Genomic DNA, 12,444 nt, shown 5'->3' with positions numbered 1-12,444 from the left:
CATCATACAGCAACACATGGATTGTAAAGAAATTTTCATGTCAAAAATTTTAAATTATATTAAATCTATAGAATTAGTAGACAAATATATTAAAGTTTATCTTATTCAAAATTTTATTTTCTAAAAAAATTAGATGATTAGCCGTTTAATAAGCGTCAGTATCAAAACCGCAATCAGCATCACGCAACTTGAAACAAATATACTATCAATTGATTATCAACATATTAAATCGAAATTGATTGATAAAACTATCATCATATTTCTACGAAGGAAAACCCCATCGCTCAAATTAACTTAGCAACATTCGGATTTTAAGAAAGCCTCATTTAAATCAAATTTGCACCAATAACAACATAAAATTATGCAGAGATTTGAAAACAAAGTAGCTTTTATTACCGGTGGCACCAACGGCATGGGACTAGCAACTGCCAAATGGTTTATCAGGGAAGGTGGAAAAGTAATTGTTACGGGCAGGAGCCAAAAAACCGTTGACAATGCGTTAAAAATTTTAGGGAAAAATGCCCAGGGCTTTAAAGCTGATGCCGCTAATATGAACGAAATTCATCAACTACGACAGCGCATCGCCACTTATACCACCCATGTAAATTTCCTTTTCTTAAATGCAGGTTACGGGAAATTTTCAAGCATTGCCGATGCAGATGAACTGCACTTCGATGAACTTTTTGACCTGCATGTAAAAGGCCCGTTTTTTACAGTACAGCAGCTAATGCCGCTCATGCAAAAAGGCGATAGCATTGTATTTAACACCTCCTTTGTTACCGAATTCGGTATCAGTAACTTTTCTGTTTACTCGGCAGCAAAAGCGGCGGTAGCCTCGTTCATAAAAACTTTTGCTTCGGAACTAGCCGACAAGGGCATTAGAGTTAACGGCGTAAGTCCTGGGCACATCAAAACCAACATCTATAGCAACACCGGCTTAAGTGATGATGCCATCGAACAGACGATAGAAAGCATTACACCATCTATTCCTTTCAAAAGATTCGGCGATGCAGATGAAATTGCAAAAGCGGTGCTATTTTTAGCTTCGGATGATGCATCCTACATTCATGGCACAAACCTAAAAGTTGATGCTGGAATCTCCGTAGTAAAATAAAAAACGGGGCATCCTAAAAAAGAATGCCCCGTAAATATCAATTAGCTTACCTCATTACTTACTGGTATAATTTGGTGCTTCTTTAGTAATGGTAATATCATGTGGGTGACTTTCACGCATACCTGCAGCCGTAATTTGCACAAATTGCGCTTCCTGCAATTTATCAATCGAAGCAGCTCCTACGTAACCCATACTGGCACGTAAACCACCAATATACTGGTACATTACCTCGGCCAAAGTTCCTTTGTAAGGCACGCGACCAACAATTCCCTCGGGCACTAACTTCTTAATGTCGTCTTCCACATCCTGAAAATAACGGTCTTTAGAGCCTTGCTCCATTGCCTCAATAGAACCCATTCCGCGGTACGATTTAAATTTACGTCCTTCGTAAATGATCGTTTCACCCGGACTTTCCTCTACACCGGCAAACAACGAACCAGCCATCACCGTACTTGCGCCAGCAGCAATTGCTTTTGCAATATCACCCGTATGTTTAATACCGCCATCTGCAATTACAGGCACACCAGTACCCCTTAAAGCTTTGGCACATTCAAAAACTGCATACAACTGAGGCACCCCTACCCCGGCAATAATTCTCGTAGTACAAATAGAACCCGGTCCAATACCTACTTTCACTGCATCAGCGCCCGCATCGGCCAAAGCTTTAGCAGCAGCACCAGTTGCAATGTTACCAGCAATCACCTGCAAATCTGGATATTTGGCTTTTACTTCTTTCAGCTTATCAATTACACCTTTCGAGTGGCCATGTGCCGTGTCAATCGCAATTACATCCACACCCGCTTTTACCAAGGCATCTACACGCTGCATGGTATCGGCAGTTACACCAACCGCAGCACCCACACGTAAACGACCTTTCTCGTCTTTACAAGCTACAGGGTAATTTTTAACTTTCTGAATATCTTTAAAAGTAATCAGTCCGCTTAAGAAGCCATTGCCATCAACTACTGGCAACTTCTCAATTTTATGGTTTTGCAGAATTTCTTCTGCTTGTTTCAACGTCGTTCCTTCAGGTGCAGTAATCAAGTTCTCTTTAGTCATTACCTGTGCAATGGGTTTGCTCATGTCTTTTTGGAAACGCAAATCCCTATTGGTAATAATACCCACCAATTTATTGTCCGAAGTCACCACCGGAATACCTCCAATTTTATGCTCCTTCATAATTTTAAAAGCATCGGCAACTACCGAGGTTTCCAATAAAGTCACAGGATCTTGGATCATTCCACTTTCCGAACGCTTTACCTTACGCACTTCCTCAGCTTGGCGCTCAATGCTCATGTTTTTATGAAGCATTCCCAAACCACCATTTTGCGCAATAGCAATGGCTAATTCAGCTTCAGTTACGGTATCCATGGCCGCTGAAACCAATGGAACATTCAATTGAATTTTCTTGGTTAAAAAAGTGCTGGTGTTAACATCTCTAGGTAAAATTTCAGAATACGATGGTACCAAAAGCACATCATCATAAGTTAAACCTAAAGCAATAAATTTTTGGGGGTCGAGTTGCATAGCAAATAAATTACGAATTATTATTTGCCGGGCAAAGATACACTATTTCCGGTTAAAATGAAACTAGTATTGTTATATTTTGGTAAAGCTATTGCTCCATTTCATCGGCTAATACAGTCCTGCTTTACATTTCAATCTTTTTGTAAACACTGCGCTGCTCATCAAATTTGCCCTGCTTGCTGTAAGCCACCAAAGCATCGGAATCAATTGTTGCAACCAAAAAGGATTTCCATTTCAATCAGGTTTGGTTTACTTCATACAGTACAACTATTTCCAGCAACCTGTAGCGTTTCACAAATTAAAATCGTAATGGCACTAAACCTAAAATCAATGAACACTTTTAACCTCAAGTTAATCTGGATTTTAATATGCTCCAGTATCTTAACCTTAGCATGTAAAAAAGACGATCAGGCCAGCGAACAAAAAAAGCTGGAGAAAATGTATGCAGAAATACAAGCCATGGCAGAAACTAGTACCTGTAACGGCAACCAAGAACTGAAATACATTGCAGTTGGTTCAAAAGCTTGCGGCGGGCCCTTTGCTTATTTAGCCTATAGCTCTAGTATCGACATGTATTCCTTTGAACGTTTAGTAGCACAATACAATCAATATCAAGGCAATTACAATAAAAAATGGAATGTAGCTTCCGATTGTACATTCCTTATGCCTCCCAAGGGCATTACTTGTGAAAATGGGAAACCAAAATTAGTACGATGAAAACTAAGTCAGCATGGAAAATTTAATTATCTACGTTAAAATAACGATAGAATTCTTCTATAATAAATATTTATCCTAACTTCATTTTAATATTAAAATATTTTAAAAATGAAGCTTCTTTCTTTCGTAGCATTAATACTGTTGGCCACTTTCTGTAGTGCTCAAAACTTTAAATATGCTTTCGTAACCGATACACATGTTGGCACCGCAACGGGCGAGGAAGATTTAAGAAGAACAGTAGCAGACATCAACAGTCAAAAAGACATTGATTTTGTAGTGGTAACAGGCGACGTTACCGAAATGGGAACCAACGAGGAACTCAAGCTGGCAAAAGAAATTCTCTCAGGCTTAAACAAAAAATATTACGTCATCCCTGGCAATCACGATACGGGATGGTCTGAATCTGGCGGTGTATCGTTCATCAAAGAATTTGGGAGCGACAAATTTACCTTCGATTACAACGGCTATCGGTTTATTGCTTGCGCCTCTGGTCCGTATGTGCGTATGAGCGACGGGCATATTCCACGTGATGCGACCGTTTGGTTGGATAGCCTCTTACGTAAAACGCCAAAATCAATGCCCATCATTTACATTAACCATTACCCGCTCGATAATAGTTTAGACAATTGGTACGAGGCAGTTGACAAGTTAAAAAACAAAAATATTCAGTATGCCATTTGTGGCCACGGTCACGTAAACAAAGCTTACAATTTTGAAGGAATAGCAGGAACTATGGGTCGTTCCAATTTAAGAGCTAAAGACAGCATTGGCGGTTATAACATTGTGAACATGATGAGTGACACCGTTTATTTTACAACAAGAAAACCCAATGGTGAAATGCTACCAACTTGGAGAAAAATTGCGCTCAAAACATTTCAAAACGACAATAAAACTTACGATCGACCCAACTTAGACATCAACAAAAAATATAGCGATGTAAAAGCAGTATGGACTTACCATTCAGACGCAAATGTGGTGAATACGCCCGCTTACAGCGATAATTTAGTTGTTTTCGGGAACAGCCTTGGTTTAGTTGAGGCGCTGGACATCAAAACGGGCAAAAAAATCTGGAAGTTTCAAACTAAAGGTGCTATCTATTCCTCTCCAGTTATTTCCGCTAGCAAAATGGTAATTTTTGGTTCAGGTGATGGCCACGTGTATGCACTCAATCTAAAAGATGGCAAAATAGTTTGGAAAACCGCTGCACAGAAATCAGTGTTAGGCTCTCCTATCATTCAAAATGAGGTAGCTTTTATTGGCGCTAGCGACAATACTTTTAACGCTTTGGACCTAAGAACGGGAAAATTAAAATGGCAGTTTAAAGATGTTGAAGGCACTATAGTTGGCAAGCCGCTAATTTATGGCAATAAAATCATCTTCGGCTCTTGGGGTCGCCACCTTTATGCGCTGGAAACCACTACCGGAAATCTAATTTGGAAATGGAATAACGGCAGCAGCAATAGGATGTTTTCGCCAGCTATGGCCACCCCTATTGGTGTAAAAAACACTATTTATATTGCAGCACCTGATAGGGTATTAACCGCAATTGATGCTAACACAGGAAACACACTGTGGAGAAATGCAGAGGCAAAAGTAAGGGAGTCAATCGGTTTATCTGCAGATAGCAGCTTGGTTTACGGCAAAACCATGCAAGATGAAATTGTTGCTTACAAAACCACTCGTAGTGATGAGGGAATAGCCTGGAAAATGAACGTAGGTTATGGGTACGAACATACCCCTTCGGATTTGATTGAAAAAAATGGAAAGCTATTCTTCGGAACTAAAAACGGTACAGTGTATTGCATTTCGCCTATAAATAAAGCAATTATTTGGGCTTACAAACTTGATAATTCCATGGTTAATACCTTCAACGTTATGGATGATAAAACCGTTTTAATGAGTACCATGGACGGAAAAATAGCGCTTTTAAAATCCAGCAAATAACATTTACTCCTCCTACCATGAGGTAGATTTCAATATTTAAAACCAAACCTTTTAATGTAATAAACTTATTACTTACAAAATAAGTTAGGCGAAATTCATTGTTGAAGCCTATGTTTTTACACTATGCATCGCAACGCATCTCCTTATAGTTGTAAGAAAAATACCACATTAAGCCTCATATCGCAGCTACCATCTTTTTTAAGCAAAATTTCTTTATTATTATTGTGATTTAAACAAACAAACTATGCTAATTAAACGCTTTACCTACCTATTAATGGGGTTGCTATGCCTATCCCTCTCTGCTCTCGCTCAAAAAAAAGAATTCAAGTTTGGTAAAATTGCTCCAGAAGAATTTAAAACCGTTGCTTTTGGTCAAGATTCATCTGCTTCAGCAGTTAAATTATTTGACGTAGGCGATTGTTATTTTGAATATAACGACAATAATGGATTTGTGTATGTATTTGAAAGGCATGTGCGTTATAAGGTAATCAACAAAAACAGTTACGATTTAGCCGACTTTAAAATTTCGTTGTACAAAGGAAATTCTAATTACAAAGAAGATTTACTTAGAATGGATGCTGCCACTTACAACATGGAAGATGGCAAGATGGTGATTACCAAGCTAGGTAGAGATTCAAAGTTTACTGAAGAGTTCAACAAGAACTATCAGATTAAAAAATACACCTTAGGCAACGTTAAAGAAGGCTCTATCATCGAATACAAATATGCCATTCGCTCCAACTATACGTTCAACTTAAGGGGCTGGTCTTTTCAGAGCGATATCCCAACATTGTATTCAGAGTATAATGTGAAAATCCCTGAATATTTGGTTTACAAACCATCATACAATGGTTACTACAAAGTAAATCAAACTAAAAATGAAATGGTTAACGCCCATTACGTGAGTGGCATAACATCCACTGCTAAGTACATGCAATACATCATGGAAAAAGTTCCTGCAATTAAAAAGGAACCTTTTATCACCACAATGGACGACTACATTACCGCAGTAGAATTTGAGCTGATGGGTACTCGTTATCCGAACGATATTTTCAGAGATTATACCGGCACATGGCCTAAAATCATCAAGGGCTTGGCTGATGACGAGAATTTTGGACTTTTTATAAAGAAGAATTCGGCAGCAAAACAATTGCTTCCTAACATTATCAAAGCTGAAAAAGACAGCTTAAAAATAGTGGGCTTAATTTTCGACTATGTAAAAAACAACATCAAATGGAACGATAGTTATCGCATGTACAGCGGCGAAACCAATCCTAAAAGTATCTTGGATAAAAAATCTGGTTCATCTGCAGATATCAACCTTGTTTTAATAAGCTTGCTAAAGGAGGCTAAAATTAATGTTAGCCCTCTATTAATTAGCACCAGGGAAAATGGACAACATCCTGGTCACCCACAAATCACGAAGTTCAACAACGTGTTAGCGCATGTAAATGTTGGCGGTAAAGATATCATACTTGACGCTACGGATAACGATCACTTTTTAGGGATGGTATCTTACGAAAACCTTAACCATCAGGGATTTTCAGTGGATTTGCAATCCGAAACTGGAAGATGGATAGCAACTGAACCTATTTTTGGTGATGAAAAAACTTATAATTACACCCTTGTACTAAACAATGAAAACAAGCTTAAAGGCACTATGCTTCAGTATTACAAAGGATATGGCGCTTTATCTTTAAGAAATAGATATCGTGCTAACCCTAGCGAAAGTGAATTTATCAAAGGCTTGAAAAAAGATAAGCAAGGTTTAGAAATCGACACCTACAAAATCAACAATCTTAATGATTTAAATGAGATTTTAAGCGAAGAAATTAATGTAACCATTGAGGATAACGTAGAAGAGATTGGCGGCAATTTGTATGTAAATCCGCTTTTATACGAACGCACAAAAAGTAATTTCTTCAAACTTGAAAACAGATTATTCCCTGTTGACTTTGCATATCCAATGAAGGAAAGCATCCGCAGCACTATTACTTTTCCAGATAATTATGAGATTGAAAAGTTACCTAAGGGCGGGGTATATAAACTTCCTGACAACAAAGGTTCTTTCTCTATTAGCTACGTAACGCAGGATAAAACAATTCTTGTTAGAAGCGTGATTGAAATTAATAAAGCGCTATTTGCTCCAGAGGAGTATTTTGATATTAAGGAGCTTTTTAAAGTAATTGTTGAGAGACAAGCAGAACAAATTGTATTTAAAAAGAAATCATAAGATGTTGAAACGAGTTTATTTAGCGGCTACCCTGCTTTTAACTGCTGGCGCTGCTTGGTCTCAAAATATTTATGATACCACTAAAATACCTGATGCACTAAAACAAGACGCCGTTGCAGTAGTTAGAAACGAGGAAAAATTTTATGATTACCGAGGTGTTGGTTCAGGCACCATGAGGTACAAAGTAGCAATTACCGTACTTAACAAAGCCGGAGATACTTATGCCGAATTTGCTGAGGTTTATGATAAATTTTCGACGCTGTATAACATCAAAGCAACCTTGTACGATGCTTTTGGCAAGAAAATAAAAGATTTTAAATCTTCTGATTTTAGAGATCAGAGTTTGGCCTCAGACTATACCATATTTCAAGACGACAGAATTAAACTATTGAACGTAGTTAGCTTGAGCTATCCGTACACTTTAGAATATAGCTACAGCAAAGATTTTAACGGCATTTTGACTTTGCCTTCGTGGAGATCCATTATGGGTTACCATATCTCCACAGAAAAATCTTCCTATGCTTTTCAAAAGCCTAGCAACTTAAACGTAAGATTATTAACCAGTAAAGATTTAAAAACGGATTCTGCGTTGGTAAAAGATAAAATGGTTTACACTTGGACGGCAAGTAACTTACCTGCTTACACCAGAGAACCATTGAGCGTTGGATTAGACAAGCTCATTAGCTGGGTTAAAATAGCTCCAAACCAATTTGAATTTGATTCTTCGAAAGGAGATTTAAGTTCTTGGAACAGTATGGGTGCTTGGATTTCGAAGCTTAATGAACAAGGAGATTTACTGCCCGCAGCAAAAAAAACGATGGTACAATCGTTAATTAAAGATGCAAAGACTGAAAAAGAAAAAATTCAGATTCTTTACAATCATTTGCAGCAAAATACCAGATACGTAAGTGTGCAATTGGGTATTGGCGGCTTTAAGCCCATCATTGCTGAAAAGGTAGCGCAGGTAAATTATGGCGATTGTAAAGCCCTGTCCAACTACATGAAAGCACTGCTGAAAGAAGCCGGAATTCAATCGAATTTGGTGGTAATTGGCAACGGAATGCCAGAGCTTAACCGAATTTACTCCAGCATTGGGCAGGCCAATCACATGATTTTGGTAGTACCCAGTGCCAAGGACACCACGTTTTTGGAATGTACTAGCCAAAACTACCCAATGGGCTACATAGGCTACGATAATTCAGACAGAAACGTACTCATGGTAACTGAAAACGGTGGTCAAATTATCCGGACACCTAAATACCGCAGCTTAGAGAATTATCAAAAAAGCAAAACTGAAATTGATTTGAGCGATGATGGTTTAGCAAAAATTAATATCAAAATGAGCTATGCCAATGCCCAATATGAAGATAACCTTGGCGCTTTGTTAGCTGAACCCAGCGAATACAGAAAAAGGGTTTTAAACAGGCTGCGATTTCCTGATACCGAGCTAGACCAATTAAAAATTACACAGCCCGACAAACATTTTCCAATAGTTAACGAAGAAATTGCGTTTAAAACCAAAAACTTGCTCAGCAAAGGTGGCGACAAGCTTTTCCTAATTGTAAATCAAGTAAATAGAAAAGATCAAGTTCCTGAAAAGATAACCAACAGGAAAACAGATTTTGCTATTCCGTTTGATTACAATGATGACGATGAGATTGTTTATACCCTGCCAAAAGGTTTCGCGGTAGAGTTTTTACCTAAAGACATTAAGCTCGTATCAGAATTTGGCGAATACAGTGCTTCGTTTAGTCAACAGGGCAATAAAATCACTTATAAACGTTCTCAAACAATGACGTCTAAAAAATTCCCTCCTGAAAAATACAGCGAGTATGTAGACTTCTACAAAAAGATAGTACAAGCAGATAAATCTAAAGCTATACTCAACAAAATATAAAACATCAAAACTGTCCAAAAAGTACCATCTTCTTGGACAGTTTTGTTTTACTTCTTCCCAACAACAACTTTCGTCATTGCATTCCAATCCAAATATTTGATTGCCGTATTTTTGATTTCTTCGGCGGTAATGGTTTTTACTTTGTGAATATAATTGTCGTAGTAGTTATAGTCCAATCCTGCAAAATAAATGTTTTTGAACTTATCAGCATGTGAAAAAGCATTTTCCAAGCTACCTAGTAAGGAGCCCAACATGTAATTCCTAACCAAATCAAGCTCTTCATCGCTTACCAGTTCAGTGCGTAACAAATCAATTTCCTTCTCAATTTCGGCAAGCGCACTTCCACAAACATCGGCACCAACCTCAGTTGCTAAAAAGAAATAACCCGCTTGTTTTAACGAGGCAACTCCCGATCCAATACCGTAAGTATAGCCCTTATCTTCTCTGATATTAGCCATTAACCTTGAGCCAAAGTAGCCACCAAAAACGCAGTTTAAAATCTGTAACGAAGGAAAATCAGCATGGGTGCGGTTAATGCTCAAATTACCCATTCTAATTGCAGATTGTAGCGCTTCAGGCTTCTCCAAATAAAGCTCCCTACCAACTTCAGTTAAAAACTCCAATTGATTAACCGCAAATTCAGCTTGATTGCGCCAAGTACCACCAAAAATCTGATCAAGCACACCAAAACTTGTATCATCAAACTTGCCTGCAGCAATAATGGTACAATTGGCCGACTGGTATGCCGCCTGATAATAAGCTAATAAATCTTCCCTAGTAAGCTGGTCGTAGCTTTCCAAGTTAATGTCCGAACCATAAGGCGTATCTCCAAAAATAGCATGGGCAAAATTTTTACGGGCTAAATAATCGTTTTTCTGTAAGCTAACCTGTAATTTTTGCTTCTGATTTTGTTTATAAATTGCCAGCTCATGTTCAGGAAAAGTACTTTCATTTAAAATTGACCATAATACAGGTAGCACAGCTGGCAGGTGCTTTGTAAGGCTGTACAAAGTTATAGTGGTATAATCAGCACTGTATTCGGTTTGCAAAAATGAGCCGTAATAATCCACAGCCTCTGCAATTTGCTTGGCATTAAATTGAACGGTACCGCTATTAATTAAACCATTTACTGCAATTGCCTGCAGGGGTTTCTGTACATTCCAGTTAACGTTGTTAAAAATAAACTCAATACGCACAAGCTCCTGCTCACCCGCATTTACAATAAAAACAGGCAAACCGTTAGAAAGCTGTTTTTTAACTGGAGCAATAAAATTGATATCGGCTACCTGTTTAAAGGCAGGCGCCATTGTTCTGTTAAGCATTGGCTAAATAATATAAGGTGGATGATTTTTCTTTTTTGAACGTATCGGCAGCTACGCTTTTAATTTGCTCGGCAGTAATAGATAGGTACTTGTTAATTTCAACATTCAACAAATCAGCATCACCTAAAAGTTCGTAATAAGCTAAGTTCATTGCTTTATCCAACAAACTCATCTCGGCAAAAACCATAATCGATTCCGATTTATTTTTCACCTTGGTTAGCTCCTTTTCGTCTACCAGCTCGGTTGCAATTTTATGCAGCTCGTTCCAAATAGCTGCCTCGGCAGTTTCCATGCTTACACCCTCAACCAATTTACCATCAACCACAAACAATCCCTCATCTAAACTACTGGTAATATAGGCATTAATATCACTAAACAATTGCTGCTCCTTAAGTAAGCTATTAAACAAACGTGACGACTGCCCTTGCGACAAAATATCCGAAATTAAATCGAATACCTGATAGTTTGAATCAAGACGTGCTGGCATTTTAAAAGCGATATATATGGCATTAAGTGGCACATTCGCATTTACTGTTAAACTTCTAGCTTCCGTTTGTGCGGGTTCTTTAGGCAAGTCCCTGTTATATTTATCACCCGATGGAATGGGGCCAAACCATTTTTCGGCAAGTTCCTTCACTTCATCGGTTTTTACATTACCGCCAACAACCAAAATAGCGTTTTGTGGGTTGTAATGCTTCTTAAAGAAAGCCTTTACGTCTTCCATTTTCGCATTTTCAATTTGCGCCAAATCCTGTCCAATGGTAGCCCACCGGTAAGGGTGCTCCTTGTAAGCCAGTGGACGTAGCTTTAACCAAACATCGCCATAAGGCTGGTTAAGATAACGCTGTTTAAACTCCTCGCAAACTACGTTACGCTGGGTTTCTAAGCTTTTTTCAGAAAAAGCTAAGCTCAACATTCTATCACTTTCCAGCCAAAAAGCTGTTTCAATGTTGGCAGCTGGCAAAGTGATGTAATAATTGGTGATGTCGTTACTAGTAAACGCATTATTTTCGCCGCCTACTCTTTGCAGAGGTTCATCATAGCTAGGTATGTTAACAGAGCCGCCAAACATCAAGTGTTCAAACAAATGTGCAAAACCTGTCCGTCCCTCCTCTTCGTCCCTTGCACCAACATCATAAAGTATATTTAAAACGGCCATTGGTGTAGTTGGGTCTTCGTGTACCAATACTCTTAGGCCATTGGATAATGTAAAACGATTAAAATTTACCATAGCAACAAATATAGCTTAATTGTTGGATTGCGAAATTGTTATATTGTTGAGCCAGTGTAAAGATGAAACCGTAGAAAATTAGCTTAATTATCGAATTTTGAAATTGCGATACTGTTGAGTAAGCATAAAAATGACAGCCAATTGAAATACTAATTAATACTCGTTTGAAAATGTTTGGCAGCAGTAAATGGCATCTTTAGTCCCACTATCCGCTTTAGTCCCGGTTGCACCGGGCGCTGCCGCTACTATTGGGTTTATTTTACTTAAGCCTTTGCAATAAACAAACCGCATAGTGCATAGCTATCTAAATCGTAAGAGCTGTAATTTGCACTACCCTACTGGGCTTTGACAAAGTTCCAATCCCATAAATTGCCTGTTAAACTATGTTGAGTTTTCCCCGAAGCCACTTACAACTTTGTCAAAGCTAATTTGCACTGCCCTATTCAGCTTTGACAAAGT

At 38.3% G+C, this 12,444-nt stretch carries 8 protein-coding genes; 5 read left to right on the top strand and 3 right to left on the bottom strand.

The annotated features are described in order from the left end of the window. Nucleotides 1-361 precede the first annotated feature (361 nt). On the top strand, nt 362-1,114 hold the full coding sequence (locus DUT68_RS03080) for an SDR family oxidoreductase (RefSeq protein ID WP_113635678.1): 753 nt from the start codon (nt 362-364) through the stop codon (nt 1,112-1,114). Nucleotides 1,115-1,168: 54 nt separating this feature from the next. Here the strand turns inward: DUT68_RS03080 and guaB are convergent, their stop codons facing one another. After that, nucleotides 1,169-2,641 (bottom strand): IMP dehydrogenase, encoded by a 1,473-nt coding sequence (gene guaB, locus DUT68_RS03075; protein WP_113635676.1) that lies wholly within the window; start codon nt 2,639-2,641, stop codon nt 1,169-1,171. A gap of 309 nt (nt 2,642-2,950) precedes the next feature. Here guaB and DUT68_RS03070 point away from each other — a divergent pair, with 309 nt between their 5' ends. The 4 genes from DUT68_RS03070 to DUT68_RS03055 all read left to right on the top strand — a co-directional run bounded on the left by DUT68_RS03070 (nt 2,951) and on the right by DUT68_RS03055 (nt 9,432). Beyond that, nucleotides 2,951-3,358: a hypothetical protein gene (locus DUT68_RS03070; protein ID WP_113635674.1), complete on the top strand. Its 408-nt coding sequence runs from the start codon at nt 2,951-2,953 to the stop codon at nt 3,356-3,358. A gap of 108 nt (nt 3,359-3,466) precedes the next feature. Further along, a complete protein-coding gene (locus DUT68_RS03065) occupies nt 3,467-5,302 on the top strand; it encodes an outer membrane protein assembly factor BamB family protein (protein WP_113635672.1) in 1,836 nt (611 codons plus the stop codon). A 244-nt stretch (nt 5,303-5,546) separates the two neighbouring features. Continuing rightward, nucleotides 5,547-7,535, top strand: coding sequence for a DUF3858 domain-containing protein (locus tag DUT68_RS03060; protein ID WP_113635670.1), 1,989 nt, complete (start codon nt 5,547-5,549; stop codon nt 7,533-7,535). 1 nt (nt 7,536) lies between these two features. Next, nucleotides 7,537-9,432 carry a DUF3857 domain-containing protein gene (locus DUT68_RS03055; protein ID WP_113635668.1) on the top strand — a complete coding sequence of 632 codons (1,896 nt, stop codon included), beginning with the start codon at nt 7,537-7,539 and terminating at the stop codon, nt 9,430-9,432. Nucleotides 9,433-9,479: 47 nt separating this feature from the next. Here the strand turns inward: DUT68_RS03055 and DUT68_RS03050 are convergent, their stop codons facing one another. Both DUT68_RS03050 and DUT68_RS03045 read right to left on the bottom strand, forming a co-directional pair. Continuing rightward, on the bottom strand, nt 9,480-10,754 hold the full coding sequence (locus DUT68_RS03050; protein WP_113635666.1) for a M16 family metallopeptidase: 1,275 nt from the start codon (nt 10,752-10,754) through the stop codon (nt 9,480-9,482). Further along, nucleotides 10,747-11,985 (bottom strand): M16 family metallopeptidase, encoded by a 1,239-nt coding sequence (locus tag DUT68_RS03045; RefSeq protein WP_113635664.1) that lies wholly within the window; start codon nt 11,983-11,985, stop codon nt 10,747-10,749. The genes DUT68_RS03050 and DUT68_RS03045 overlap by 8 nt, the downstream gene beginning before the upstream one ends. Nucleotides 11,986-12,444 lie beyond the last annotated feature (459 nt).

The sequence above is a fragment of the Pedobacter zeaxanthinifaciens genome (genome assembly GCF_003313335.1).
Taxonomy (GTDB): Bacteria; Bacteroidota; Bacteroidia; order Sphingobacteriales; family Sphingobacteriaceae; genus Pedobacter; species Pedobacter zeaxanthinifaciens.
This window is presented reverse-complemented; position numbering and strand designations above follow the sequence as displayed.

Excerpts from the sequence above, each read along its gene's own strand:
- DUT68_RS03080 (WP_113635678.1), top strand. The coding sequence starts at position 362 with ATGCAGAGATTTGAAAACAAAGTAGCTTTTATTACCGGTGGCACCAAC.
- guaB (WP_113635676.1), bottom strand. The coding sequence starts at position 2,641 with ATGCAACTCGACCCCCAAAAATTTATTGCTTTAGGTTTAACTTATGAT.
- DUT68_RS03070 (WP_113635674.1), top strand. The coding sequence starts at position 2,951 with ATGGCACTAAACCTAAAATCAATGAACACTTTTAACCTCAAGTTAATC.
- DUT68_RS03065 (WP_113635672.1), top strand. The coding sequence starts at position 3,467 with ATGAAGCTTCTTTCTTTCGTAGCATTAATACTGTTGGCCACTTTCTGT.
- DUT68_RS03060 (WP_113635670.1), top strand. The coding sequence starts at position 5,547 with ATGCTAATTAAACGCTTTACCTACCTATTAATGGGGTTGCTATGCCTA.
- DUT68_RS03055 (WP_113635668.1), top strand. The coding sequence starts at position 7,537 with ATGTTGAAACGAGTTTATTTAGCGGCTACCCTGCTTTTAACTGCTGGC.
- DUT68_RS03050 (WP_113635666.1), bottom strand. The coding sequence starts at position 10,754 with ATGCTTAACAGAACAATGGCGCCTGCCTTTAAACAGGTAGCCGATATC.
- DUT68_RS03045 (WP_113635664.1), bottom strand. The coding sequence starts at position 11,985 with ATGGTAAATTTTAATCGTTTTACATTATCCAATGGCCTAAGAGTATTG.